Annotated in this window: 28 protein-coding genes and 1 pseudogene; 18 read left to right on the top strand and 11 right to left on the bottom strand. The window is 67.9% G+C overall.

What is annotated here, in order from left to right; all coding sequences use genetic code 11:
* Positions 1 to 146: 146 nt before the first annotated feature.
* Both HQQ79_RS17895 and HQQ79_RS19300 read right to left on the bottom strand, forming a co-directional pair.
* The gene (locus HQQ79_RS17895) at positions 147 to 827 is read right to left on the bottom strand and encodes a hypothetical protein (RefSeq protein ID WP_173036109.1); all 681 of its coding nucleotides are present in this window, start codon (positions 825 to 827) and stop codon (positions 147 to 149) included.
* Between the two features lie 305 nt (positions 828 to 1132).
* Positions 1133 to 2413, bottom strand: coding sequence for a tyrosine-type recombinase/integrase (locus HQQ79_RS19300; RefSeq protein WP_173036111.1), 1281 nt, complete (start codon positions 2411 to 2413; stop codon positions 1133 to 1135).
* Between the two features lie 388 nt (positions 2414 to 2801).
* On the opposite strand from HQQ79_RS19300, the pseudogene HQQ79_RS19010 reads away from it, so the two are divergent.
* From HQQ79_RS19010 to HQQ79_RS17910, 3 genes and pseudogenes are all read left to right on the top strand, one after another.
* Positions 2802 to 2930 (top strand): annotated as a pseudogene (locus tag HQQ79_RS19010) (hypothetical protein); the annotation flags it as partial.
* Positions 2931 to 3014: 84 nt separating this feature from the next.
* The gene (locus HQQ79_RS17905; RefSeq protein WP_301952602.1) at positions 3015 to 3755 is read left to right on the top strand and encodes a nucleotide-binding protein; all 741 of its coding nucleotides are present in this window, start codon (positions 3015 to 3017) and stop codon (positions 3753 to 3755) included.
* 106 nt (positions 3756 to 3861) lie between these two features.
* Positions 3862 to 4218 carry a hypothetical protein gene (locus tag HQQ79_RS17910; protein ID WP_173036115.1) on the top strand — a complete coding sequence of 119 codons (357 nt, stop codon included), beginning with the start codon at positions 3862 to 3864 and terminating at the stop codon, positions 4216 to 4218.
* A 115-nt stretch (positions 4219 to 4333) separates the two neighbouring features.
* On the opposite strand, the gene HQQ79_RS17915 is transcribed toward HQQ79_RS17910, so the two are convergent.
* The 9 genes from HQQ79_RS17915 to HQQ79_RS17950 form a co-directional block, all read right to left on the bottom strand.
* Positions 4334 to 4570, bottom strand: coding sequence for a hypothetical protein (locus HQQ79_RS17915; protein ID WP_173036117.1), 237 nt, complete (start codon positions 4568 to 4570; stop codon positions 4334 to 4336).
* 60 nt (positions 4571 to 4630) lie between these two features.
* Positions 4631 to 4837 carry a hypothetical protein gene (locus HQQ79_RS18435; protein WP_159558278.1) on the bottom strand — a complete coding sequence of 69 codons (207 nt, stop codon included), beginning with the start codon at positions 4835 to 4837 and terminating at the stop codon, positions 4631 to 4633.
* A gap of 161 nt (positions 4838 to 4998) precedes the next feature.
* Entirely contained in the window at positions 4999 to 5871 is an 873-nt protein-coding gene (locus tag HQQ79_RS17920) for a ParA family protein (protein WP_173036119.1), read from the bottom strand.
* A gap of 254 nt (positions 5872 to 6125) precedes the next feature.
* The gene (locus HQQ79_RS17925) at positions 6126 to 7961 is read right to left on the bottom strand and encodes a hypothetical protein (RefSeq protein ID WP_173036121.1); all 1836 of its coding nucleotides are present in this window, start codon (positions 7959 to 7961) and stop codon (positions 6126 to 6128) included.
* Between the two features lie 279 nt (positions 7962 to 8240).
* A complete protein-coding gene (locus tag HQQ79_RS17930) occupies positions 8241 to 8480 on the bottom strand; it encodes a hypothetical protein (protein ID WP_152427111.1) in 240 nt (79 codons plus the stop codon).
* A 172-nt stretch (positions 8481 to 8652) separates the two neighbouring features.
* On the bottom strand, positions 8653 to 9792 hold the full coding sequence (locus tag HQQ79_RS17935; protein ID WP_173036123.1) for an alpha/beta hydrolase: 1140 nt from the start codon (positions 9790 to 9792) through the stop codon (positions 8653 to 8655).
* Entirely contained in the window at positions 9774 to 10691 is a 918-nt protein-coding gene (locus tag HQQ79_RS17940; protein ID WP_173036125.1) for a hypothetical protein, read from the bottom strand. The genes HQQ79_RS17935 and HQQ79_RS17940 overlap by 19 nt, the downstream gene beginning before the upstream one ends.
* Positions 10688 to 11206, bottom strand: a complete 519-nt coding sequence (locus HQQ79_RS17945; RefSeq protein WP_173036127.1) for a hypothetical protein — start codon at positions 11204 to 11206, stop codon at positions 10688 to 10690. The genes HQQ79_RS17940 and HQQ79_RS17945 overlap by 4 nt, the downstream gene beginning before the upstream one ends.
* Positions 11203 to 11892, bottom strand: coding sequence for a helix-turn-helix domain-containing protein (locus tag HQQ79_RS17950; protein WP_173036129.1), 690 nt, complete (start codon positions 11890 to 11892; stop codon positions 11203 to 11205). The genes HQQ79_RS17945 and HQQ79_RS17950 overlap by 4 nt, the downstream gene beginning before the upstream one ends.
* A gap of 171 nt (positions 11893 to 12063) precedes the next feature.
* Here HQQ79_RS17950 and HQQ79_RS17955 point away from each other — a divergent pair, with 171 nt between their 5' ends.
* The 15 genes from HQQ79_RS17955 (at position 12064) to HQQ79_RS18025 (ending at position 26226) form a co-directional block, all read left to right on the top strand.
* Positions 12064 to 13443 carry a hypothetical protein gene (locus HQQ79_RS17955; RefSeq protein ID WP_216852715.1) on the top strand — a complete coding sequence of 460 codons (1380 nt, stop codon included), beginning with the start codon at positions 12064 to 12066 and terminating at the stop codon, positions 13441 to 13443.
* 18 nt (positions 13444 to 13461) lie between these two features.
* Entirely contained in the window at positions 13462 to 13815 is a 354-nt protein-coding gene (locus tag HQQ79_RS17960) for a hypothetical protein (protein WP_173036132.1), read from the top strand.
* Positions 13812 to 14549 carry a hypothetical protein gene (locus HQQ79_RS17965; RefSeq protein ID WP_173036134.1) on the top strand — a complete coding sequence of 246 codons (738 nt, stop codon included), beginning with the start codon at positions 13812 to 13814 and terminating at the stop codon, positions 14547 to 14549. The genes HQQ79_RS17960 and HQQ79_RS17965 overlap by 4 nt, the downstream gene beginning before the upstream one ends.
* 170 nt (positions 14550 to 14719) lie before the next feature.
* Positions 14720 to 15946: a hypothetical protein gene (locus HQQ79_RS17970; protein ID WP_173036136.1), complete on the top strand. Its 1227-nt coding sequence runs from the start codon at positions 14720 to 14722 to the stop codon at positions 15944 to 15946.
* A gap of 25 nt (positions 15947 to 15971) precedes the next feature.
* Positions 15972 to 17588, top strand: coding sequence for a hypothetical protein (locus tag HQQ79_RS17975; RefSeq protein ID WP_173036138.1), 1617 nt, complete (start codon positions 15972 to 15974; stop codon positions 17586 to 17588).
* Positions 17585 to 17869 carry a hypothetical protein gene (locus HQQ79_RS17980; RefSeq protein ID WP_071252101.1) on the top strand — a complete coding sequence of 95 codons (285 nt, stop codon included), beginning with the start codon at positions 17585 to 17587 and terminating at the stop codon, positions 17867 to 17869. Before HQQ79_RS17975 ends, HQQ79_RS17980 begins: the two co-directional genes overlap by 4 nt.
* Positions 17866 to 19449, top strand: coding sequence for a hypothetical protein (locus HQQ79_RS17985; protein WP_173036140.1), 1584 nt, complete (start codon positions 17866 to 17868; stop codon positions 19447 to 19449). Before HQQ79_RS17980 ends, HQQ79_RS17985 begins: the two co-directional genes overlap by 4 nt.
* Complete coding sequence (locus HQQ79_RS17990) at positions 19446 to 19988, top strand: hypothetical protein (protein ID WP_173036142.1); 543 nt, start codon at positions 19446 to 19448, stop codon at positions 19986 to 19988. The genes HQQ79_RS17985 and HQQ79_RS17990 overlap by 4 nt, the downstream gene beginning before the upstream one ends.
* A complete protein-coding gene (locus tag HQQ79_RS17995; protein ID WP_216852716.1) occupies positions 19946 to 21085 on the top strand; it encodes a hypothetical protein in 1140 nt (379 codons plus the stop codon). The genes HQQ79_RS17990 and HQQ79_RS17995 overlap by 43 nt, the downstream gene beginning before the upstream one ends.
* Before the next feature lie 4 nt (positions 21086 to 21089).
* Complete coding sequence (locus HQQ79_RS18000) at positions 21090 to 21320, top strand: hypothetical protein (RefSeq protein ID WP_173036146.1); 231 nt, start codon at positions 21090 to 21092, stop codon at positions 21318 to 21320.
* A gap of 18 nt (positions 21321 to 21338) precedes the next feature.
* Entirely contained in the window at positions 21339 to 21842 is a 504-nt protein-coding gene (locus tag HQQ79_RS18005; RefSeq protein WP_173036148.1) for a hypothetical protein, read from the top strand.
* Positions 21839 to 22939, top strand: coding sequence for a hypothetical protein (locus tag HQQ79_RS18010; protein ID WP_173036149.1), 1101 nt, complete (start codon positions 21839 to 21841; stop codon positions 22937 to 22939). Before HQQ79_RS18005 ends, HQQ79_RS18010 begins: the two co-directional genes overlap by 4 nt.
* Before the next feature lie 23 nt (positions 22940 to 22962).
* Positions 22963 to 24159, top strand: coding sequence for a hypothetical protein (locus HQQ79_RS18015; RefSeq protein WP_173036151.1), 1197 nt, complete (start codon positions 22963 to 22965; stop codon positions 24157 to 24159).
* On the top strand, positions 24156 to 25796 hold the full coding sequence (locus HQQ79_RS18020) for a type IV secretory system conjugative DNA transfer family protein (RefSeq protein WP_173036153.1): 1641 nt from the start codon (positions 24156 to 24158) through the stop codon (positions 25794 to 25796). Before HQQ79_RS18015 ends, HQQ79_RS18020 begins: the two co-directional genes overlap by 4 nt.
* Entirely contained in the window at positions 25789 to 26226 is a 438-nt protein-coding gene (locus HQQ79_RS18025) for a DUF4913 domain-containing protein (protein ID WP_173036155.1), read from the top strand. Before HQQ79_RS18020 ends, HQQ79_RS18025 begins: the two co-directional genes overlap by 8 nt.
* Positions 26227 to 26229: the final 3 nt, after the last annotated feature.

Below are 26229 nucleotides of genomic sequence, written 5' to 3' on the forward strand. Positions count from 1 at the left end.
GGCTCCTTCCTGACGATAGCTTTCTCGATGATGTCAGTTATCCGTGACAAGTGGCAACAACGTCGGAGATGCTGCCAGGCAAGTCCACGGCTCCGGCGTACCGGTCAGGGCGACGGGGGCTCAATGCGAGCACCACGACGGACTTGCTAGCTATCGATATCCGGTGCTATCTCTCGCTTGCGTGGAGTAACTGCTTGCTCGAGGTCAGCGTCGAGTGTTTGCGCGTCGTTCCAGATCGCGGCGAGCCGTGCGAGGGCGGCGTCGACGGCAGCGTCCATGGCGCCGAGCTCGGTGTAGGTCTCCTGCAGCGTCAACGCGTCGAACCGTGACGGCTGCCGTGCGACAGCACCGAGGACCTCGGTAATTGGACCCTTCGCCGCGGCGTCGCGTCGCCTCGGCGTGATGCTGGTCATCGACCGCCCGGACAGGGCGACGCCGGTGCGGGCCCAGCCGTGCACGTCTAACGGCAACAGCAGCTGCTCTGCCCGACGCCACTCCCCCGGTAGCGGCTGCTCGCAGTCGTGCTGGTCCAGGTTCCCCCTCGTTGGATCCAGCAGCCGGATGGCGTCGCTCCGGAACCCGGTCCAAACGGGCCCGACGATGCGCAGCCACCGGGTCACCGCGCACGCCGGACAGGACGCCGGCTCGTCCGATGAGGGAACAACGTGGCCGCGGATCCGGACGATGCTGGTCACCGCGACGTCGTCAGGGTTGATGGTGCGTGCTTGCCCGCGGGTGAGGTGCAGGGTGCCGAGGAGGACGATGAGGAACGCGTCGCGGCGGCCGCGGAGCCCGATCGGGTACCGGTACTTCGGAATCGCCGCCAACACTGCCTCGACCGCGGCACGGTCGGGAGCTTCTCGTCGCGGCCACACGCGCGCTTGCACTGTAGGTATCGGGTCCGCGAGGCCAGCAGCGAGGTGGTGCGCACGGATCGAGTGTCGGCGGAGCCGCTGCGTCGACGCAGCCCCGGGGAACTGGGTCAGGAACTGCTCGACCGTGGCTGCAGTCGCCGGCTGTGGTTCGTGTCCGGTCGCGGCGCACCACGCGACGAACCTGCCCCAGTGCGCCTCGAGCAGCAGCTCCGTGTCAGGGCGGAATTCGGCGCCGGGTTTGGGGGAGCTTTCGGGAGTCACAAGCGCATCCGGGTGACGGCGTTGCGGACCAAGGGTGCGTATTCGCGGTCGTAGATCTGCAGGGTGGCGGCGTTGGTGTGGTGGGTCTGGTTCATGATCTCCACGTCCGTCGCGCCGGCGTTGCGTGCCTCAGTGACGAACCCAGCACGGAGAGAGTGCCCCGACCAGCCCTCCTCCCCCAGCCCGGCGGCGTGCGCGCGGCGGGCGACGGCCTTCCCAACGGTGGTGGGGCTGATACCGGTGTCCCGGAACAGGCCCCACTTTGACACCGCCCGGAAGAACGGCATCGACGGCGGCAACCGATTCGGGCCGACCCCGTCCGCGCAGACGTGGACCGCGAGTGTGGCGCCGGTGAGCGCGGCGAACAGGCCAGCCTCGCCCCGGGCGTCCTGCGCCGCCATGAGCCGTGAGAGACGCACGAACGCGCACGGGGCGCAGGTGACCGGGTTCGCGCCCTGCTGCAGCACCTTGATGCGGCCGACACCGTCCTGGTCCGTCTTCGACCGCCGCACGCGGGCGTAGACACCCTCCCCGTCGACGAGGCGGAGATCTCCGACGGTCAGGGCGGTGAGTTCGGACTCGCGGAACGCGCCGACGAACCCGAACAGCAGCAACGCCTGGTCCCGAGTTGCCAACGCGCCAGCCTGGAGGTCGGCGACGTCGATCTGCAGCAGGGTCGTCTGCAGCGCCTTCAACGTCATCGGCTTCGCCCGCCGCACCGGCACGGACCGGGTGCGGCGGATGCCCTTGAGGACGTCGCGGACGATCGGGGTGGTGCCGGGTGGGGTGTGGCCGCGGCGGGCGTGCTCCCAGTCGATCGCGGCGACGTAACGACTGATCGTGCCGGGTGCGTACCGCTGCGCACCGTCCGGCAGGACCGCGTTGGCCTTGTCGGCGAGGAACGCCGCGACCTCCGCCGGGGCCACCGGCGCCGTGATGATCTGCTCGAGCTCGTGCGGCTCGGAGATCTCGTGGTCGAGGAACCCGGCGCGCCAGCGGGCGAACTGGCGCAGGTCCGACCGGTACGCACGGATGGTGTTCGGCGACAGGGATGCCTCCGCGAAGACGCGCGGGGACGCGTCCGCCGGCACCGTCACGGCGCCCGGAGCGGCCGTGCTCCCCTCCCCCGTTGCCGCGCGGAGCCTGGCGAAGGCCGTCCGGGACCGCTCCGCCGCCGCACGCTCCTCCGCTGACGCAGCCCGACCACGCGCACCACGCTGCGCGAGCGCTGCCACAGGATCCGCCGCGGCACCCTCGACTGCGATGTCCTGGTCCACACGGCCTCGTCTCCTGGCGGCGCCGGCGCTGCGCACGACTGCCGGGTCAGATCCGATAATAGTCATTCTCTGAACGTTTTGGCGGGGGTAGAAGCGACTAGGCACCTCGCACGCACGCAGCACCATGCTCGCCCGAGATCCCTCCGGCGCCGGGCTGCGCCCCGTCTACTCACGTGCGATGTAGCGACACTCGTCTCACCTCCCGTCACACGACGCTGCGGTGCTGCCCTCTGCAACACGAACAGCAAGCCCTCGCCGGTCATGGGGATGTCGGACGAGAGACATCCCAGAAACGGTCGTTTGCGATTACCTCGTATGATTCGAGGATGGCTCGTGTGGATCCCCTGCAAATCGCTGTTGCTGCCTACGCGGCCGAAATTGGAACGACTCGGATTGGCGCGTGCTGGGACGGGAGACCGGTACGAGCGACATCATCGATCGACACCCGCGGTTGTATCGCTCGCTGGGTTTTGCTGACCCGGACTACCCGGACGCCGCATCCGAGGTTGTCGGCCAGATCCTCGCTTCCGAAGCGGTCGAACAGAACTCCGGCGAGGCAGGCCGGATGGAGCTCTTCGCCGATTCGATGCCGAACTTGGTCATGTGGGTGCAGGAACACGCACCGAACCGGACCAGGAAGCTCTTCAATGATTACCTGCAATCGCGCGTTGCCTCCGAGATTCCCGCTGTCTGGCGGAGCACGCCCGCGAACGAGGTGGAGGAAGACCCGGACGCTTGGTTGACGGATTCGCCGAGGGCAAACCGACTTCCGGTCGACTGGGCGGATGATCTCCTCGACGACCTGGATCCGGTCGCTCCACCGTTGCGATCGACCGCTACCCCTGCTCTCACGCCAGCCGCTACGCCTGCCTCCGAAGTCGCCGCCGCCGCCGGCGCCGATGCACCGAAGTCGATTTTCATCGTTCACGGTCACGACGAGGCGGCGTTGAACTCGATCAAGCTCTTCGCCCACAGGGTCACGGGCCTAATGCCTATTTCGCTTGCGGAAGAAGCCGGCCGCGGGCAGACGATCATCGAGAAGTTCGAGGCGTACGGCGTGGCCGCGTCCTTCGTGATCGTCCTGCTCACGCCGGACGACGTGGGCCAGACCATCGGGGACCACCAGGCAGGTACCGAGCCGAAGGCGCGCGCACGCCAAAACGTCGTCCTCGAACTGGGCTACTTCATCGGCAACATCGGTCGCGAAAACATAGTGGTCGTCGACGCTGACGTGGAGCGCCCCTCCGACTTGGCCGGACTGAGCTACGTCAAGTACCCAGGCTCGAACTGGAAAGACTCGCTTCGCACCGAACTGGACGCCGCTGGGCTGGTTCAGGGGTGATCCCCCGCCTAAAGATCGTTTCCGAGCGACGATGGACCACGGGCGCTCACCAAAGTGGGTCATGGCGCTGGTATGAGGCGCTGTCACATTCCGAAAGGGTCCGTCCATGACTTCACCCATCGCCCCTCCCCCTCTGGCTGCTCGCTTCGGCCGCGGAGTCGAGGGGTTCTTCCGTCACCCGGCGACCATCATCTTCCTCGTCGTCGCGGTAGGCGTAGCCCTGGCCCTTCCGGTCATCCTCAAGGTGCCCGGGTCGCCCTGGATCGCGTTCCTCTCGGTTTGTCTCGGGGCCGCCTGCGCAGTGGCGAAAGAAATGCTCAGCGCAATCGCGCAGGACCGCAAGAACGCCGGCACCGCCGAAAAGCCGTTCACGGATGCAGCGATCGTGTGCTCGGTCTACACCGCAGTTTTCACGTTCCCTGGGCTAGTCGCGGCAGCAACACCCCTGATCTTCGGCAAGTAGAACTTAGACAACGCCCCGGCCTGAGAGAATAGCCGGGGCGTTGTCGTCGATACCGGCAGAGGGTCCGCGTCGGCGGGCCTATCGAGACCTATCGGGAGAGGTCGTTACCATCGCGCTAGACCTTGCGGACTCGCCCGACCTGGAAGCGGAGATCCGGGCCGATGGCGCTGGCGCGGAGGACGCGGCGGAACTGGTGCTCCTTGCCCGCATCCCACGACTCGGCGCGATCGTCGCCGACGATGATCACTGACATTCTGGAACGGATGGTGGTCGCAGCGTTCTCGCCGAGGTCGAACCACACCTCGACGTTGTGGCGGGTGGGCGTCTGGTCCTTCTGGAGATCGCCGCGCACGTAACGGCCGGGTTCTCGAGCACGATGATGCGGACGACGGTCGCTTGGCCGGCCTGGGCCTTAGCTGCCGAACGGTCGGCCGGTGCGGAACCCGCCGGCGTTCGGTTCGAACGGAACGCTGCCGTTGTGTTCGTTCGCGAGTCGTTCAAGCTCTCGCTCGAGCGCCCCGTCGACCAGCGCCGCGAAGGACCGGTAGCCGCCGGGCAAGGCAGCTGTGTGGAGGACTGCCGTCTGGGCGCGACGCTTGAGACCTTCCCGCAGCGCCACGGTCGTGGGGATCGTCGCTTCCTTAATTGGCTCGGCGGGCGGGGCATCCCGCCTCGGCGACTCAGGCGTCACGGGTGCCTCGGCGCCTGTTCGAACCGGTTCAACGTTGGCGGTGAGTCTGATTGGGCTGTTCGCACCGGGGCGGCGGCGTTCTGGCGCACTCATACGGCGTTCTTCTCCTTCTCTAGGATGCGCTGTGCGTACATCTGACCGAGTGCGTCGTAGAGCGCGACCGCCTTCCGGCCGTCAACACCGGGCCAGGCACCCAGTGATGTTGCGGCGGCGTCAGCCTCCGCAAAACGAGACCACTCGGGAAGGTATTTCGGGTTCAAGAGGTCGGTCCCGTCGTCGAACTTAACCACTCCCCCAAGCTTCCAGACGAGCTCGCCGAAGGCGTCGGCGAGGCCTTCGATCTGGAAATCATGTTCCTTGGTTCGCTTCCGCCGCGTGACGACAACGCCAGCCACGCGCAGATTTGAGTTCATCAGGTCGGCGGCGTGAAGTGAGACGAAGTCTCGAACCCGGATGGCGGCTTCGACAGAGTCGTAGTTCGGGTCAGAGGGAATGAGCACGGTGTCTGCAGCGGCGAACGCCATTTGCACTAGGTGGCCGAGATCAGGCCGGGTGTCGATCAGGACGACGTCGTACACGTCCGTCCAACCGGACAGTGCCTTGGTGAGACGACGTACGGCGCCGACGACCCCAGCCTCGGATTCACGATTGATCAGATCAAAGCGGGCCGGGAGCACATCAATCCGTTCTCCTTCTGGTGCCACATCTGTATCCCAGCCACAGGCAACTACAGCCGCCTCCCCTGCGCCATCCTGAGCGGCCGCGATCACCTCGGACATGGTGGGGATCGGTGCAGAAGGATCCCACTCGATCCCTAGACGTCGAGTGGCGTTCGCCTGGGGATCCATGTCTACGACAAGAACGCGGCGTCCAGCCCGCGCAAGAGCAGCAGCGAGCTGACAAGTCACCTGCGTCTTGGAGACACCACCCTTGTTGTTGGCAATTGCTGTGATGTGCGTCATCAGCCCTCCGAGGCAATCGTTTCAAGGCTTGTTTTGGTTGCAAGCCATGCAACCAAACATATACAAGTCTTGCAACAAATGCAAGGGTTGTAAGACAAGTAACCCAATAAACACGTGCGTTCACCGGGGAGGGGTAGAGCTCCGCTGCACAAGGCTTGCAACACACGCAAGGGTTGCAAGGGTTGCAAGGGTTGCAAGGGTTGCAACACAATAAACACTTGCATTGACTGCTTCGACGAGCGAGGAACGCACACTCAAGCTGCCAACTCGAAGTCCCGGAGCTCTTGCAGGACCCCACGGCGTACAAACCTCATGGCCTCTTGGTGGTCGGCTCGGCCATCGCTCAAGCATGGGTACGCCGGATATGCCTCGGGTCCACCGTGTTCGTCGACAGATCGGAACAAGACGACCTGCGTGGTGGGGGTGCGGTCGCGGCCGCGTCTGCCGGCTTTACGGATGAGGTGGTTCTGCCACCAGGCCCAGAGGTCTCGCTCGTCGGCGTACTGCTGTTCTCGGCGCTGGAGGATCCCGTCGACGCCGAGATGCTTGGCCACGTGTGTGCGGAAGTCCTGGAGTCGCCGGCGCCAGCCGGTGGGTGTGGCGATCGCGAGTGTCCAACGACGCATGCGTGCGAGCGCTGCTCGTGCGCGGCCGCGGGGGAGTCCGGCGCGGTCAGCGACCACCTCGGGCGCATGCTCGTCGGTGGTCAGGCTTTCGTAGACACGGCGGGCTGTGGGTCCCAGTCCTGCGCGGGTGAAGACGTCGTGTCGTCCGGCGTCGAGTCGGTCTTCAAGAGCGTCTAGGAGGGTGACTCTGACGTCGAACAGCTCGGCCGGGGGGCGGGCGGTCACATCGTGAAGTGGCCCGATGTGTACGGGCGGTGTGGAGAACCGATCCGTGAGCCGCCAGACGGCTGCGTTGGGTCCGTCTGCCTGGCGTCGGCGGGTGATCCATCCGGCGGTGTGGAGGCGGCGGAGTGAGCGGTCGACGGTGCTCGAGGGGATCCCGGTGGCGATCGCCACGGAGCGGAGTGCGGCGCCGACGTCGCGGGAGCCGGAGCGCAGGGACACCCAAGCGAGGTAGGTCAGGACGGTGCTGTCGTGCAGGTCCGCCTCGGTGCGGGTCCAGCGGCCGGGGGAGGCGGTGAACGCCTGCAGCATGGCCTGGACGACGTCGACGATGCCGGTCAGCTGGGTCAGGTCTCGTTGTTGGCGTTCCTCGGGTGCGTACCGGTACAGCACGGCCCGCTCCTGCGCCTTCGCCCACTGCCGCTCGAGGCGCGCGGCAGCCTCGGCCGCGGTGCGGGGCTCACGGCCGCCGGTGGGACGGTTGCGGGTGCGGTAGTGCTCCATGCCGGGTGCGGTCTTCGCGGCGTGCTCGACGTCGGCGAGGGTCCACCCGGACACCGCGGCCGCGAGCAGGCACAGGTAGCCGGTGCGGGACGGGTCGCGGCCGCCGGCAACGGTTCCCATGTGCGCCTCACCCCACGCCGGCAGCGACCGGTGCACCCGGTGACGGGCGTCGACGGGACCGGTGGGGGAGGAGTCCGCAGGATCCACGGCCGGGCGGAGCTCACGGAACGCAGCCGTGACACGGAGGAGATCGCCGGCGGTCACGGTCGGGGTGCGGAGCACGTCGACGTCGCCGGCGCCAGCCATCACCTCGGACGCGCCACCCCGTGCGTGTGGGGTCAGCGGCGGGCGGACGGCGCCCGTGCGGTCGTTGCAGAGCAGCCCGTGGTCAAGGGACGGCAGGACAGCGCGGGCTGCGCCGGCAAGCTGCACCATCGTGGCCTTATCGACGCCTCCGAGCGGCACCCACACGTGGAAACCGCCCGTGGGGCTCGAGCGGCACACCACGTGCGGCACCTGCGCGTCGCGGAGGATCCGCACCAGCACGCCAAGGTCCTCGGCCGCCTGGTCGAAGTCCTCCGGGGTCTTCGCGTCGAGGTCGAACGCGGCGAACCAGAACCGTCCGTCAAGGTCGGTGAGATCGATCGTCCACGGCGTCGACGGGGGAGCGTGCCCTGCAGTCGGGAACTTCGACGGGTAGCTGTTCGACCGGATCGTCCCGTCCGCCTCCGCGATCATGCGGTTCACGTACCGACGAGGCGCGATGGCACGCGTCAAATCCCAGGCACTATCCGAAGAGGACACGCCGATGAATTCACCCGTGCCGGGCGCAGCAATGTGCGTTACGATGGCGACACCTCCTCCTCTCGGGGTGGCGGTACGACGAAGGCTCCCGGCTCCAACCGGGCTTCTTCTCTCGGAAGCTCACGACCTGATCTGTTTGGCGACGTAGCAGGTAGTGAGAAACATGACTTGGGGCCTAGCCCCGAACCCCCGCCTCTGGCGGGGGTTTTGTCGTTAAGCGGCCGGGATAGGCAACTCCACTCGGTTGAGTCGGCGCGGGTCCTCGACGAGCGGCATCGCGCCGTTTTCGGCGACAAGCGTCCGCGCTAGCGCGTCGAGGTAGTAGGCGACTGAGACGCCGCTCTCTTCAGCGGCGTCCTTGAACGCCTGGCGGGTCTCAGGAAGCACACGGCCCTGCAGAAGGACCGTCGGGGCGTTCTGCGCTCGGCTGGCGCGTCGTCCAAAGTCGCTCATAGTCACACCATGGCGGGAACATGCATGCGCGCGGTCATCTGGGGCGGCGTGTCGCGAGACTGCATCGATGCTCCTTCTCCTTGCGGGTAGGCGACTCAAGCGACTGGCGAGCGCGACTCCGTGGTACCCGATGTCGCAGCCCGACCAAATCGCTAGGCACGACCAAAGTACCCTATTCGTGCATCTCTGCAGCCTCGGATAGGGCCTGAGTCGATGAAAGAAAGCGCGCAATCGAGCCGTGGAACAGCTCGGGCTCACGGTTAAGTTCCATGCCGTGGGGGCAGGGCGCGATCTCCACGAGGGTTGCGGCGGCTCCGGGCGTGGCGGCGAAGCGCTTGGACACCTCGAGGGGGACGTCTCTGTCGCCGGAGCTGTGGATGAGGAGGATCGGCAGCCCAGCGGGCGGGGTGGGACGCATCCATCGCCTCGGAATGGCCTTCCGTAGGCCGGCGAAGCGAGCGACTCCCGGGATCGTAAGCGTGAGGGCACCCAGGGACCCGAGGAACCCCGGGAACCCGGCCTTGGCTGCGCCGGCACGCAGGGCCGCGAACCAGTCAAGAGCTGGACAGACCAGGATCATGGCGTCGATCCGGTCGCGGAGGGCAGAGCGGGCGGCTGCGTGTAGAGCGATCGTTGCGCCCATCGACCATCCGACGAGCACCAGGCGCTCTGCTCCGTGGTCGACGGCGTGGCGCATCGCTGCGTCTAGGTCGTGCCACTCGTCGTTACCAAAGGTCGCCGGCAGGCCGCGGCCGTCTTCGACGTCGCCGCGGTATCCGATGACGAGGGAGCTCATTCCGGCAGAGAGGGTGTCGGGTACGGCGCGGAGGATGGCTTGCCGGCCCGAGTGGATCCCGTGCACGTGGATGGCCCAGGTGATGGCGCCTTCGACGGGGAAGTACCACGCCTTGCGGGTGTCACCGTCTGCGGTGATCGCGGCCTCTTGGAAGGATGCCGACACGGATGCTGGTGTATCGAGGAGGTATCCGCTCCAGACAAGCTTGTCGTCCGCTGCAGGGACGGTCGCGGGTTCGCCCAAGATCGTCCGGCGGACGTGACGGCCGTCGTCATCGAGCACATCTCCGACGAGGATGCTGTGCTGGCCATCGTGGAAGTAGACGCGGTACTCACCAGGGCACCGTGTCTGCTCATCCGAGGGGACAGTGATGACGTCGTCGTCGACGTCGACGACCGTGACGGTCCGCTTCGGGCGCGGGTGGATCGCCTTCTTCGCGACCACCACCCCTGCGGCTGTCGCGGCCGCGATGGCCGTCAGGGTGGCCGCTCCTGCTGCTACACCGATAACGCCCATGCGGTGACTCCCTTCGCGAGCCGTTCGTCCACGCGCTGTAAGTAGCGCTGCTCTTGTTCCGTGACCTCGAGGCGGCCGGCGACGATCTTGTCGCGGAGCTCGATGTACCGCTGCGCGGCGACGACCTCAGCGCTGCCTTGGAGGCGAAGAGGGGGCCTGCCGGCACTCTGGTCTCGGGCAGACATAACGAACAGGCGGAGCGAGACCAGGCGCCACCCCAGCACAGTGACGAGCCGCCGCAAGGTCCGCCATCCGTGCGCAACACCGATGGCAACGATGCCGGGGTAGAAAAGGCTGTTGAACACGACGAGCATCGCCCGGGAGAACGGGGTCTGCTGTCCGTCGATGAACACTCTGGTGACGTCGACGAGCTCGGCGATAATCGCGAGCACCACGAGCGCAAAGCCGACGATGAAGAGGATGTTTACACCACGGGGCTGGGGCAGGAGCACCCCGATGGAATCGGCGGCGAACCAGCCCATCGCGACCATGTAGATGACGATGTGCACCCACGTGGCTGGGTACTGCAGGTGTTCGTGGATGTAGGTCGTCGGTTCCCCGTTGTGATCGGGAATCGCCATGAAGGTGACCGTCTCGGCGAGGAGTACGGCAATCAGAATTGGCAGGCGTGACCGGGCCTCCGAGCCAGCGTGAGCGCGTGTCGCGTCCCGCAGGAACCAGAAGGCTGCAGTGGCTGCGAGTACCTGGATCAGATCGATGGCATTGACGTCACCTAGGAGCGCATCGAGGGGATCGACGGGCCAGACGACGCCCACCGTGGCGATGCCGACGACGGCAAGCGCTGCAGCAAGGAACGCCGGACGTCGCGCTGCGTTACCCATCGCATTGACTCGGAGGAGCAGGAGACCAACGGCAGCCCAGAACGCAGCTGGGATCACGCGAAGGCTTCCTCGCTTGCAGACAGCGTGGACTTCTGGAGGCGCTCGAGCAGGAGCATCGCTCCGCGCTCCGCTACGAGCTCTTCGACGTCGACAGCGCCAGCATCCTCGAGGGAGGTCCGCACCGGCACGCGGGCACGTGCCGCGGTGATCTCTGCGGTCACGCCGGCATAGCCCCGCTCCATGACCTCGACGGGCACGTGGCACCCTCCGTGGCCTGCGGCAATGTGCATGAACTCGTGGAGGATCACGAACAGCTGGTAGAGGCGGGGGTCGTCAGGGTGGAAGTACACCCGTCCGGCGTCCGCGGTGTCGAGGTACAGGCCCGTCACGCTCGCGGGGTGATCGCGCGGGGGGAGCGAGGTCAGCGGGTCGATGATGAGCGGCTTACCGAGCCAGGTCGACACGGCCGTTCGCAGCGTCTCAAAGGTGAGCGGGCCGGAGGGCAGAGACAGCCGGTCGATGGCGCCCTCAGCGAGCTGGGTGGTGAGTCGTTGCGTTCGGATCTTTTTCATTCAGTACCTCTCCGCTCGGTCGGCGCCGCGGCACGGATCGCTTCGGCAATCGCCAGGAGCTCGGCCGGGGATGCTGCGTTCACCGAGCGAGCGGCGATCCCCACACCAGTCTCTGCCAGGGCGATTTCCACTTCCAACCGTGCGTCGACCAGGTCGACGACGCCGGGCAGTGCGATGCGCAGCAGGTACTCGGACGGTACGTCGAAGAAGTCCGCGATCGCACGGAGGTCGTCACTGGTGACATCTGTCGGCTCGCCGGCGAGGAGCCGTTCCCAGTCCGCGCCGGCAAGGAGCCGTCCGCGCTTCGCCAGCGCGGCGCGCACCGCGCTGTCGACCGGGGGAGCGGGCGTGCGAGCCACGTGCAGGGCGACGAGCTTCCGGAGGCGGTAGCCGAGGAGCGCGGGTTCGAGGCGTTCATCCCGGGGAGCGTGCAGCCGTTCCATCTCGGTGATGGCCGGTGCAAGAAGTTCGCCGACTGAGACACCGAGCGCTTCCGCGATCGTCTGTACGTCGTTCGTGTTGAAGGACGTCTCGCCGCGGGTGCGCTTGTAGTAGTAGCCGCGGCTGAATCCAGCCTGCGCGATGAGTGCTGGCGTTGTGATGCCCCTCCGAATGCGGATGTCGTCGACCGCGTCGACGAACGCCCTCGAGAACTCGTTCGGCTCACCGCTGCCCTGTCTACCCACCCGATGACTCTATTGGCGTACTGAAAGAACTCTGTGAGCCTCATTTAGAGCACGCTGCAACAGGTGCTGCTCTAAATAGAGCATAATGGTTTCAGTACTGGGATCAGCGGCAGCCGGAGCAGCACTCGACCCTGCCGAGAATCCCGCAACTTATTAAGTTGGAGGGCTCTCTTGGAGACTCAGCACCAGACCAGCGGGCACCACGCCCCCGATCCGGCACACACGCTGTTCCGCTCAGCGGAGGTGGGAGGGGACGCCGCCGGGCTCGCAAAGACCGGGCTCAGAGGCGGCCTGAACCGGCTTGGCTTCAAGCTGCAGCCAGGTCCCGCGGAGCGGCAGGCGCGGGAGCGCGTCGCGGCCCTCGAGAGCGCGCGGGCGGTGATCCTGCATAGTGCGTTCACTCGACCCGTCGGCGTCTTGATCGCGAATCCAAAGGGCACGTCCGGGAAGACGCCCGCGACCTTGGGCCTTGCATCCGCGTTCGCAGCGGTGAAGGGCAACGGGATCTGCGCGGTCGAGGTCGCGGATGACGCCGGCACGCTTGCGCTGCGCGCGGAGGGTGTGCCGCAGCTGGATCTCGGTGACCTGGTGCGCGACATCACGTCGATCCGATCATCCGGGCAGCTGGCCGGCTACGCCGTGCAGCAGTCGTCGTTCGTCGACGTGTTCGGTTCACGGCCGGGGGAGTCCCGCCCGGCCCTCACGGCGGATGACGTTGTGGCTGTCTCTCGGGTGATCGACGAGTACTACCGGTTCCGGTTCATGGACTCCGGCAACGTCGTCACCACAGGGCCGTTTCTCGGCGCGATCGACGTGGCGGACGTCCTGGTCGTGCCGGTGATGATGGCCCGCGACTCCGGGTTGAAGGCGATCGAGATGCTCGACGGCCTGATCGCGGCCGGCGGGCACGCTGCCGAGCTTGCTCGGAACGCCGTGATCCTCCGCATGACGGACGGGCGTCCGGAGAACAGCGTCGACCGCGACGACGTCGTCCGCTACCTCGAGGAGCGCGGCGGAGCTCGCCAGTTCGACATCCCGTTCGACGCACACATCGCGGAGCGTCGCGACATCACCTGGGCGAAGGTCTCGAAGGCAACCCAGGACGCGTTCACGTTCGCGGCCGCGGAGATCGTCCGCGTCGTCCGCGGCGAACAGCCCAGCACGACAAGCCCACAGCAACGCGCCGCTGTAGCGCAGGACGATGAGGACCCCGACGGGGCCGACTCCGCTCAGGACGGCGACCCGGTCACCCCGGCGCCCGTTCCCGCCGCTGCCGCGCCGCAGGCACCGGTGGTGCCGGACGTTACGTCCGATCCGCGCGAGGACTGGGTGACGTGCCCGAACTGCCGCAAGCAGACCCCGCCCTACACGTACTGCTCGTTCTGCAAACACCAGCTGACCGACACGGTCAACCTGCAGCGCTTCTACGGCCGCGCCCGCCGTGCCTCCGGCTACGCAGAGCCCGCAGAAGACCTCCCGGAGCAGCTTCGCGCGCTCCCTCCCGTTCCCGCCGATGACGACGAACCCGACACCGGTCGGGCGTCGGCGTAACCCACGAAAGGTTCATCCATGTCTCTGCTGCCCATCCCCACTGCCCTAGCAACCACCGCCACGTCGGTCGTCGCGAAGGGCGACAACCCATTCAAGGGTGTGACGCCGAACTTCGACTGGCTCGGCGACGGCTTCCGCAACGTCTGGGTTCCGGCCCTCGGCGGATTCCTCGCGATCGCATTGATCGTCCTGGCGTTCTTCTTCATCAAGGCACTCATGGGCCTCCGCAAGGCGATGGACGCGAAGAAGCCCAACGACGCCGAGCACGCCCGCAACACCATGCTCGGCACCGGCATCGCGATCGCCGGTGTGATCCTCGCACCGACACTGTTCGTCGCGATCACCACCGCTGCACAGAACGGCGCATCATGACCGGCACCGAGGAGCGGAAAGGCACCCCACGACCGCGGAAGCGGATCAGTGTCGGGAAGACGATCGCGATCGTCTTCGGCGCCGTGGTCGCGGCATCTCTGGTGGTGCTGATCGTCGTGGCGTTCCTGCCGCGTGCGTCCACGTCGCCGACCAGCTCGGCGGCGTCGCCCGCGGCGTCGGCAACGCCGGGCTCGGCTCCAACGATCGACAGCCTGGGCGACTCGAAGCGCCGCACCGTGTCGGGGTGCGTCGCGGGGGTCGGGATCACCGGGACGGATCTGCTGCAGCTGCGCCGAACGAAGGACTTCACGGTCGAAGGGGCGGCGCAGTTCCTGGGCGGTTTCCTGCAGGTCACGTCCGCCGCGGATCCGGAGTGGCGTCCGGGCGTCGACCAGGTGGTGAACATCGCGACCACGGGCACGGCGCATGACCTGCTGAAGACGCAGGTCGCTGAGGGCACTCCGTACGCCGATGCGCAGAAGCACACCGTGAACCTGGCGAAGGGTGCGTTCAAGGTCATTGACCTCACCAAGCACACGGTGACGATCGATATCGCCGCCCCGTCGACCACGGACGGCAAGACCGACGTCCGGGCGGGGAAGGTCAACTACACGGGCGGTGAGTTCACCCTCACCGCCACCGACGGCGGGTGGGTGGTCTCCGGCGCCTCCGGGGACGGCGACTGGCGTGTGAACGCCACCCAGTCCGGCACCACGTTCACGGGGGGCTGCTGATGTCGTGGTGGCAGGACGCTGGCGCGACCGTCGCGTCGGGGCTGGACGGAATCGTCTCCGGGATCGTCGGATCGACGGCGAAGGCGGCAACCGACGTTGTGAAGGCGGTTGATTTCGCGAAAGATCCCGCCGGGTACATCACGTCGCTGCTGCAGCAGGGCGTGTATGTGGTGGCCACGAAGCTAACCCCGCCGATGATCGACGCGCTGCACCCCGACTACTCGGCGAAGTGGTGGATCGACTCGTACCGGGTGTCGTTCGCGATGGCGTTCCTCCTGGCCGCGGTGCTGCTCATTGTCGCGACCATCCAGACGCAGAAGGGGAAGAACTCCGGCAAGGAACTCGCCGAGTCCCTGTTCGTCGCTCTGCCGGGGTTCGTCGTTTCCGCGTCGTTCGGGCCGCTCGTGGGACAGCTCATCGGGAAGGTGTTCGTCCAGCTCGAGGACTCGATCGCGTTGTGGTCGGTGGGGGCGTCGACGAAGGACTACTTCACGCACCTCGGCGAAGCCGCCGCGTCGAAGAACGCGCAGGCGTTGTGGGGCACTGCGCTGATCTCGCAGATCACCCTCGAGGGGCTGCTGCTCGGGATGATCGTCGTGGTCTTCTTGCTGCTGATCCAGCTCGCCACGATGTACCTCACCGGCGCCCTGATGGCCCTGTTCCTGGCCTGGGCGGTCAACCCGAGGACCCGGCACCTGGCGAAGATCGGGCCGACGGTGTGGATCGCGTTGAACTTCGCGCAAGCGCTGCTGATCCTCCTCGTCGGGATCGTCTTCCGCGCAGTCGGTGGACTGCAGATGAAGGCGGTGGAGGGCGACGACGGCGACTTCGCCACGTTCGTCAACCTCGCCCTGCCCGCGGTGCTGATCTGCATGATCGTGTTCGCGCCGATGGCGCTGATGAAGATCGCCTCTCCAGGGACCGCGCCACTCGGTGGCGGCGGGCAATCCCGGGAGGGCGGTCTCAACAGCCCCAATCCTGGCTCCGTCCCGCAGGTCCCGGCCGGTGGAGGAGGCGGGGGCCGTTCGGGGCCGCAGAACCCCAACGAGGCCGCTGGCACCACGTCCGGGTCCGGAGGCGGATCCGGGTGGACGCCGTCGACGCAGCCCGTCCAGGCCGCCGGTGGTGGCAGCGCCACGATCAACGCCTCCAGCACCGGCGGTGGAGGCAGCGCTGCGAACCAGGCGGCGCAGGCCGGGAGCCGGAAGACCGCGCAGGTAGCCGCGCAGAAGGGCACCTCGTCCGCTGCGGGGAAGGCCGCGACCGCCGCGTCCGGGGTCGCCCCGATCGCCGTTGGTGCATTCCTAGCGAACGCCGCGTTGAAGGCCGCGGCGTCCGCGGTCCGTGCCGGCCATCAGGCCGCCGAGCAGGCCGGCGACGCCGGCTCCCACGACTGAACCGTCTGTCCGAAGGGGACTCAGCATGCGTACGTCATTGATCGGTGGGGATGTCACTCACCGCGGCTTGTTCGGTGGTCGGATCTCGAAGGTCCGCATCTGGACGCTGTCGATCGCCCTGATTGCGGGCCTCATCGCCGCGGCGCTCTGGCAGATCACCGGGTTGGTTCTCCTCGCCGTGCTGCCCCTGGTGGCGTGGTTCGTGACGATCGACACCGTCAACAACACCGTCCTGCAGCGGGGCATCGACAAGCGCTCCTACCGGGACCGCGACAAGCGCGGCCTGACGACGTTCGTCCCGTTCGACAAGGACGGCTGGGACGCGCTCACCGATGCGTGGGCGAACGCTGACGGCCGAGCCGCCCGGAAGGAAGCGGAGCGGCAGATGCACGCGATGCGCCTCACACCAGACGGGGTCGAGGGGATGCTGTGGCTGCGCGAACGCAACCGCACCCCCGGCATCCAGTGGCACCGTCCGTCGTTCGGGGAGGAGTACCTCGCCGTGGTGTTCAGCACCACCGGGCAGGTCGAGGGCATCGAATCCGACGCCGTCTTCGACGCCTCCGCGGCCGGGTACGAGCAGGTGCTCGCCCAGTTCGGTGCCGCACTGACGCTCCCGAACCGGGTGCAGACGATCTCCCGGATCCTGCCGTCCGACCCGGCACCGCACGAGGCGTGGCTGGCGGAGCACGGCGACAACTCGATCCCGGATGAGATCCACGAGTCCTACCGGGAAGTCGTCGACGACATCTCCGCCGCGCAGCTGGTGAACCGGCCCATGTTCGTCGTCTGCTGGCCCGTCACTGACCGGTTCGTCGCCCGCGCCGAACGGGCAGGGGAGGGCATCGACGGGTGGCTCGCGGTCATGGACCGTGAGATCCGCTCCGTCACCGCAGCGTTCACCGCGGCCAGGTTCCGGAACGTGCACGCGATGACGGCGCGGCAGACCGCCGCTGTGCTGCGGCACCTGCAGCATCCCGGGTTCCCGATGGACCAGGCCGGAGACATCACCCCGGACCGGGCGTGGCTGCCCTCGCAAGAGGACTGGTCCTACATGACCTACGTCGGTGCCCCCGAGGGTCGGCTGTCGCAGTCGCTGTCGCGCACCTGCCGGGTGACGGCGAAGGACGTGAAGATTTCGCACCGGACGTCGCTGTGGATGGCGCCGATGCTCGGCGAGATGGAACACCAGGTCGTGCGAACGATCAGCTTCCACCTCGAGCTGACCCCGCAGGACCAGGCCCTGTTCCTGGCGGAGAAGGACCGCGTGTCCGACATCGCCGACGCGAACCGGCGAGCCCGCGGCGGCGGCATCGAGGATGCCACCCTCACCGTCGAGCAGGAAGCCGCGAAACGGCGCATCGCTGACCTCACCCCCGGGACCGGGTACACCGGCGCGAACTGGGTCGGCTACATCACCGTCACCGCCGGAAGCCGTCAAGAGCTCTCCGACGCCGTCGAGGAGATCACCGCCGCAGCCTCGAACGCCGGGATCAGCAAACTGACCTGGCTCGACCCCCACCAGCAGACCGCCGCCGCGTACACGTGGCCTGTTGGGCGTGGGATCGCCCCGTCGAACGGCTCGATCGGGACCCGCGTCGAGAAGCTCGCCGCGGGCAAGGAAGCGAAGGAAGCGCTGTGACCGGCCTCGACTGGACCGCCTTCATCGCCGCGCAAGGACTGCTCCTTGTCGGCCTGGGGACCGTCGTCGCCGGCTTCGCCACCAGAAACCGCAGCCGGTTCAGGCGGGGGTGTGTCTTCGCCGTCGTCGCGATCGCCAGCGTCGCCCTCAGCGCCGTCATCGCGCCGGCCGCGGGGCTGGTGCTGATCGGCGCCGCTCTGGTCGCGATCTACCTGGTTCGCCGCCGACTCCAGCAGCTCAATGCGCAGAACACTCTCGAACGAACAGGACCCACCCGATGAGCACCACCACGAACACCGACCCCGACACCACGGACGAGGCGTACGAGCCGACCCGTCGGGCTCGCCGGGCGGGCGCCCTGTCGGCGAAGCAGCGCATCAAGCGCACCATCCGGTCATCGCCGGAGATCGCCGACGACGTCACTGACGAGCTCGCACCCGGCCGAGACGCGAACGGCTTCCCCGTGCCGGCGGAGGGCGGTTACCAGCCGAAGCGGCGGAAGCTGTTGACCCGGATCGGCTACTACGGTCCGCTGGTCACGGGTGCCCCGTCGACGACGCGGCAGGTGGAGATCCTGAACCCTGCACCGATCGCGTCCCCGATGGAGTTCCAGGGGCTGCTGTCGGGCATCGAGACGCTGTCGTCGACGCCGGCGACGAACGATCAGTTCGCTGCGTTCCGTGCGGGGAAGGTCACCAGTGCGAACGTGTGCACCATCGGCGACGTCGGGGTGGGGAAGTCGACGCTGATGAAGTGCGACTACGTGCTCCGCCCGCTGGTGTTGAAGGGCCGCCGTGTCGTGGTCATCGACATCAAGCCGTTCACCGGCGACTCGAAGTTCGGCGAGTACACCCCCGTCGCTGCCGCGATCGGGGTCGAGCCCATCCGGTTCATCATCGCCGACACGTCCACCACGGCCGTGCGTGAGGGCGTGACGCTGAACCTCCTCGACCCGCGGCTGCTGCAGACGCAGCTCGTGCCCGGCCCCACCGGGATGGTGCAGATGGTGCAGCAGGCTGCCGCGGTCCTGAACGACAACGTCGAGCTGAACCGGTTCGAGAAGAAGGCGGTCCGCGTCGCGGTCCTGCACGCGCTCCGCCGGGCGGAGGACAAGGGCCGCGCGGCGAACATCCTCGACGTGCTCGAACACCTCGGGGACATGGACGTCCCCGAGTACGCCGGCCTGAGTTCGTTCGTGAAGGACCACCAGGAGCTCGCCGGCTACGGCGCCCGGATCCTGCTCGAGCGGATCCCGGAAGAGATGCCCGGCCTGTTCGACGGCGACACCTCCTCGTCCGTGGAGCTGGATAAGAAGGCGACGTTCTTCGACTTCAGCCAGCTGCCCGAGGACGGGCCCGCCCGGTCGATCGGGATGATGCTCGCCAACGCGTGGACGATCGGCGCGATCCGCACCTCGAAGGAGCAGCAGCAGACGAACTTCTGCGTCGACGAGGGCTGGTTCCTCGTCGGCGGGCCGATGGGCGCCGTGATCCGGTCGAACTCGAAGCTGTCCCGCGCGCTGGGCCTGTCGAACGTGGTCAACATCCACCACGTCGCCGACATCCCCACCGACGACCCGGCGATCTCCTTCATCAAGGAAGCCGGCACGCTGCACCTGTTCCGGCAGGCCCGGCAGGACGACGCCCAGCAGGCGGCCGCGATCGCGGGCCTGCGGACGGGGGCGTCGGACTACCTGATGACGCTGCCGCAGGGGCACCACTTCAAGAAGGTCGGCATCGACGCCGAGACCCGCGTCGCGCACATCCGCTCGAGCTTGGAGAAGAAGATCACCGAGACGAACTACGCGATGGGCATGCTCGAGCACGAAGACACCCAGCAGCCCGGGCTGGTGGCGGCATGAGCGCCCGACAGGACCGGGGCCTCCCTCCGTGGGCGGTCTTCGCGGCCACGGCCGGCGCCGTCGTGGTCATCCTCGGCGCAGGGCTCGCCCTCGGGCTGGCGCGGCAGACCTCGCCAGCGGCACAGGAACGCGCCGCAGTGGTGCCGACCGCGTCGGGATCGTCGGGGTCGGCTCCGACGCCGTCGGACACGCCGGAGAGCGCTGCTGCTGGGTTCGTCGCGGCGTTCACGAACCATCAGGTCCCCGTCGACGTGTGGCAGAAGACCTACAGCGGGTACCTCACGGAGCAGGCGAAGACCGCCTACGCCGGCACCGACCGCGGGCAGGTTCCCGGAACCCGGGTCACCGGGAAGGCGATCGTCACCGCGGGCGCCTCCGCTGCGCCCGTGCCCGGCAGTGCGGACGACGACGGCGACACCGACCCGGTGCCCGCTATCGTCGCCGTTCCCACCGACGCAGGCCGGTACACCGTGAACCTGCAGCAGCAGGACGGTCGGTGGCTGGTGGTCTCCGCGCAGCTGCCCGGGAGCGGGCAGTGAAGGGCGGCATCCTGGCGGTGATCGCAGTCATCCTCGCCCCGATTCTCCTGCTGCTCGGCGGGATCTACTTCGCGATCGCCGCCTCCTCGAACCCGCCTGCCGCTGCCGCGGCCGCGTGTGGGACCGCGTCGGGGTCAACCGGGTCGGTCAGCACGAAGCTGCCGGCGAAGGTCGGCCAGTGGGACCGGGACCAGCTGCAGGTCGCCGCCAAGCTGATCGCCGCAGCCAAGGAGATGAAGGTCAATCAGCAGGCCACGACGATCGTCGTGATGACCGCGATGGGTGAGTCGTCGCTGTCGAACCCGAACCACGGTGACGCGGTCGACAACACCACGATCGGGGTGCTGCAGCAGAACGCCGCCTACGGCACCCGCGACCAGCGCCTCGACATCCCCACCGCTGCGAAGGCGTTCCTCACGAAGCTGCTGCAGGTCGACGGGTGGGAGTCGATGGAGCCGACCCTTGCCGCGCACGCCGTGCAGGGCAACGCCGACCCGTACCACTACGCGAAGTTCTTCACGCAGGCGCAGGAGGTCATCAAGGCCCTCACCGGCACGACCATCACGTCCGGCTGTGACGTGTCCGGGGACCAGAAGGAGCTCGCCTCGGTCCTCGCCGCGGCGTGGAAGAAGGGCACCTTCACCGACACGTACCACCCGCGGATGGTGGAGCAGGAGATCCTCCCGATCGTCGACGGCACCACCAAGCCCGGCTGCCAGGTCGACACCCGCATCCTGCAGATCCTCGTCGCCGCGCTCAACAAGTACGGCTCCGTGCAGATCAGCGACATGAACCGCCCCTGCGTCGGCATCACGACGCACTGTGAGTCCGGGTCGCTGCACTGCAAGAACCCGGCCGTCGCGGTCGACTTCAACGCCGTCGGCGGGAAACCGCTCCTCGGCTCAGGCCCGCAGGACATCGAGTTCCTCACCTGGCTCAACACGGTCATGCCGAAGGGCTCCCAAGTCGGGCAGGTGCAGTGCCGGCCGAACACGCCGCTGTCGAACCTGCGCCAGTTCGAGGACCCGTGCTCGCACCAGCACGTCGACCTCGGCGCCACCACGGAGGCGTTGACCCTCCCGGCCGGGAAGAAGTAACCCGATGACCTCCACCACCGACCGGACCACCGACCCGATCGACCAGGTGCGCCGCGCGGTCGAGGCGTACCAGCAGGCCCGGCAAGCCCGCGACGACGCCATCGCGGCCGCCGCGATCGCGGTCGGCCGAGAAGCCGCCGCCGAAGCGTCCGGCCTGTCCCTATCCCGCATCCAGCAGCTCGTCGCAGACCGAAACCGGACCCGGCGTCAGACGACGTCGACGTCCATCCGCTGAACCGAAGGAGAACCCATCATGGCTGTCAAGACGATCTGGCCCGTGCAGTACACGTGCGGGCACACCGAGAACCGTGACCTGTCCGACAAGCCCGCCGGCAAGCGCGCCTCGTCCGCGAAGTGGTTCGGCGAGCACCTGATGTGCAGTCGCTGCTTCAAGAAGCAGAACGGGTCCGACGAGTCCGACGCTGAGCGCGACGCCCGGCACGCGAAGGAAGCCGAGCAGATCCGCGAGGACGCCGAACGCGACGGCCTGCCGATCGACCTGGTCGGCACGGAGAAGCAGGTGCCGTGGGCGCTCCGGATCCGCGCGGAGCTGATCCGCGGCGCCTACGAAGCGCTCGTCCAAGAGGGCGAACTCAGCGACGCCGACTTCGAGGATCAGGTCCTCGTCCCCGCCCGGCCGATCGACCGTGCCCGCTGGTGGATCGACAACAAGGACGCCGACGCTGCTGACCTCCCCGAACTCCTCGCTGACCCCGGCACCATGGACGCCGGCGCATCGACGGAGAACGTCGCATGAGCATCTTCACCGCGTCGACGCCCGATGTGACGCTCCCGATCGCCACCGGGAAGGAGGAGCCCAGCGACACCGTCCGGTGGGTGTTCATCCTCGACATGTTCGACGCGGACCCGTGGATCATTCCGTGCGAGTACTGCACGGTCATCGAAGGTGACTCTTCCCACCAGGCTGGCTGCGACACCTGCCGCGGCCGCGGATGGATCAGCACGACCACCGGCCTGCCGGTGAAGCTGTGGTGGTGGCAGAGCGACCGCGCTGCAGCCGCGAACTGGCTCATCCACACCGCAACCCCGACGCTGCTCCGCGCCGCCGGCTACGACGCCGACCGCGTCGACGGCCTCCCGAAGATCACTGCCGAACGCCTCACCCAGCGCATCACCGGTACCGGCACGCTCGAACAGATCTACCGCCGGCTCCACAGTGACTTCTTCGACCGCCTTCAGGCCAAAGCCGACAGCGGCTCGAGCGGGGTGGAAGCCGTCCACCGGGCCGTCGCCGGTCACCCCTTCTGGGATCGCGCGCGGGACGCGTACCTGGACTTCCGGACGTCCCGGATGGGGGAGTGGGCATATCGGATCACGCAGTACGCCCCCGAACTCATGGCCGAACGGCATGACGGCAGTACCGCGGACCTCACCCCGACCCTGGACCGTCTCGTCGACGCGTACGAAGACGCCACCAGCGGCCTCGTCATGGTCGAAGAGGACATCGTCCTCGGCCCGGAACGGCCCGCCCTGCACGGTGCCGGCGGCGCACGCTGCCAGTCCCGGTACGAGCACGACGGGGCGCTGTACCGCTGCGACGTGCACACCCCACCCCGATCCGACCCACACCACACGGCGACAGGTCCGGACGGCCCGCTGACCTGGACGGATGAGGACAACGTCGACGTGCCCTGCACAGCGACACTCGCCACCCCCCTCGATGGCGCCGGCACAACCAGCACTGTGCAGTGCGTGGCCACCCTCTACCGGCACCCAGACACCCGGACCGGGGACCTCGAGCACCACTGGTACGGCCCCGAAGCGGACGGCTACCCCGACTACCGGAGCTGGACCGACACCGACGACGGCGCCACCGCGGCCGCCACCCACTGAACCGACGACGAAGGACACAGATCGTGGCCGAAGAACCGATGAACCTGGACCAGGCGCTTCGCGCCTCCTACGCAGATGCCCTCACCCTCGGGGTGCGCGGCATCGATGCCGAGTCGCTCGCACGTCGCGCGGAAGCTGCACGAGCTGTCCTCGCGGAGCAGTCGCGCCGCGTCGACGCCGCCTACCGTGGGGCGGCCGGCGCGGAACCGGACGTTCCCGCACCGTTCGGGACGACGCTCGTGCTGCAGCACGGCGGAGATCTCAACGCAGTGCTCGGCGACCCGATGTTCGCGGCCACGCTGCAGCAGCAGATGGGCCTCGGGTACGGGACCGAGTACGTCAACGACGAAGACGGCGCCCGGTGGGAATCCACCGAACCGACCGCCGAGGAGATCGGCCAGTCGGCCGCGGAAGCGACGCGCATCCGCTCGGCCCTCGCTGAGATGGGCTCGCTCGATCCTGACGCCCTGCAGGCGGAGGCCACCGCTGACCAGCTGGCGCTGCAGGAGCGGATGGAGCGGATGGAGCAGGCGTACCTCAAGGGATACGGCGACCGACTCCAGACCGGCCTCGCCTACGCCGCCGCGGACGACGCCACACGCGCCGAAATCGGCGTGAGTGTCCTCGCGGACAAGGTCTCGACCTACGACGACCTCGACAGGATCACGACGACCGTGCTGCGGGAGCTGCCGGACGTGACGTTCTTCTACGAGGAACTCCTGAACGAACCGCTGTCGCAGAACATGGAGCGGGCACTGGTGGAAGCAGCGGGGATCGCGGGTCGGTGGTCCGAGCTCGATCCCGCGGTCGACCAGCAGCTCGAGGTCATCGACAGCCGGGCCAAGGAAGTGACTCGTGCACCCTCCGTGCACGCTGGCGACCCCGCCGAGGCGGAGATGCGGTATCTCGACCCGGACCTGCAGCGCGCGAAGCAGGCGCTGCCACAGATCGAACGGGACAACACAGTCCGCGCCGCACGGGCGCAGAGCGCCATCGCGGCAGAGTCGGGAGCGGAACGCGGCGGCGTGCGCGAACGGATCCAGGGGTGGCGGGACGCCCGCCGCGAGGAAGGCGAGCGCACCGGCGATGACGCACAGCGGCGCCGAGAGGCGTGGGAGCGCGGGAACGGTCGCAGCATGCGTGTGGCGGGGACGCCGTCGGCCGCGGCGACTGCGGATGTGGTGTCGGCGCCGACGCCAGAACGAGGGCTCGGTCGATGAGCGAGATTCGGTCGACGTTCGAAACGGCGCTGCTATTCATCGTCGTGCTGGTCGCGGCGTACCTCAGCATCCACGTCGGCGCCGTGATCACCCCGACAGGGACGGACTACTCCTGGAACTCCGTGCAGCTCGTCGGGCAGCTCTTCGACGGTGCGCGCGTGCCCGGAGCCGCGGTCCCGATCCTGATTGTCGTCGTCGCCGCCGTCGTAACGGCGGCGATCGTCGTGGGACGGGTCGGCCGAATCCGCCGCGAGGAGCGGCAGACCGTCCAGCGGATGGCGCCGCCGTCCGAGTACAAGGCCCTGCTGGAGAAGGCCCGCCTCGAGCAGGCCCGCAACGACCTGCACGAGGACGAACCAGACATCGGCCCCGGCCTGCCGATCGGTTCGGTCGCGACGCGCGGCCGGCACAAGGTGTTCCAGTCGTGGGAGGACGCCGGCGTGCACCTGCACGGCACCCGACGCGGGAAGACCACCTCCGAGGTCGTCCCGCACTGCGCCGTCGCCCCCGGCGGCGTCATGGTGACCTCGAACAAGCCGGACGGTATCCGCGAGATCCTCGCCGCCCGCCACGGCGCCGGCGAGTGCTACGTCCTCGACCCGAACCAGGTCGTGCGCCGCTCGTCGACCCCGGACTTCACCTTCGACCTGCTCGCTGACATCCACACCGACGATGACGCGTACGAGCTCGCCGAGATCTTCGAGGCATCGACGCGGAGAGCATCCGACCGGGGCGGGGACGCGCAGTTCGACGAGTCGGGCCGGAAGATGCTCGCCGGCTGCTTCCTCGCTGCGGCCCTGGAGCGGCGGCAGCTGCGGGACGTGTACGAGTGGTTGACCCGGGAGAAGGTGACCACGGTCGCCGACATCCTCCGCAAGCACGACGTCGTCGGGCTCGCAGCGACACTCGACGGGTTCGCCGAGTGGACGGAGAAGACCCGTTCCGGCATGTACGCCACCGCGCAGCGCATGGCAGGTGCCCTGTCGAACGAAGCGATGATGGCGTGGACGGTGCCAACGCCAGGCATCCGACAGTTCGACCCGGCCACCCTGGCGCAAGGCAAGGACACCCTGGTGCTGCTGTCGAAGAAAGGCGGATCCGCGGCCGCGTTCGTGACCGCACTCGTCCGTGCGGTCTGCAAGGCCGCCGAGCAGCAGGCGCACGCCAACGGCGGACGGCTGCGAGTGCCGCTCGTGAACGAGCTCGACGAGTGCGCAAACGTCGTGAAGTGGCCCGAGCTGCCGGAGGTCTACTCGTACTACGGCTCCCTCGGGATCGTGATGAACACGTACTTCCAGTCCCCGGCACAGGCGATCGCCGCATACGGGAAGGAGGGGTGGGAAGCGATCTGGTCCGCCGCCCCGATCCGCGTCTTCGGCGGGGGAGTGGTCGACCAGCCGCGCCTGCAGGAGCTCTCCGCACTCATCGGTGAGTACGAAGAGGTCACCGACAGCACCACCGGTGCCACCCGGTTCCGGCCCATCCTCACCGCCGGGGCACTGGGATCCCTCCGGAAGTGGCGAGCAGTCGTCTTCGCCAGCGGCGTCGACCCGATCCTGATCCGCACGAAACCGTGGTTCCGAAACCTCCGCCTCCGCCGACGCATCAACGCCGGGAAGAAGGCCCTGAATGTCTGACATCGAGACCGCGCACACCGACGTCGACCAGGCGGACGAGGTCGATACCGAGGCGCCGACGGAAAGCGGGAGCCCGTTCCAGTCGATGTTCTACGACTGGGTGCAGGAACGGTTCGCACGGGTGGAGGTCACCGGATCCGCGCAGCGGGCGACCTGGTGCCCGGAATGGTGGAAACACCCCGAGGTCGTCGACCGGCTGCAGGCGCTCTGGACCGCGCACATCGCCGCGGAGGCAGAACAGGAAGACGAGAACGGCAACATGGCCGCGCTGTCCGATTGGTGGATCCGGCACTGGGACCCGCACCGCGCAGTGCTGTTCGACGCAGCGACCGGACCGTTCCGGGACTGCAGCATGCAGCGCGGCCACCTCTACGACGAGGACCGCGACCGCATCAACGCGATCACGCCGGCAAGGCCGCCAGCACAGTAGCGC

Origin of the sequence: Curtobacterium sp. VKM Ac-2852 (assembly GCF_013205045.1) — a bacterium.
GTDB classification, from domain to species: domain Bacteria; phylum Actinomycetota; class Actinomycetes; order Actinomycetales; family Microbacteriaceae; genus Curtobacterium; species Curtobacterium flaccumfaciens.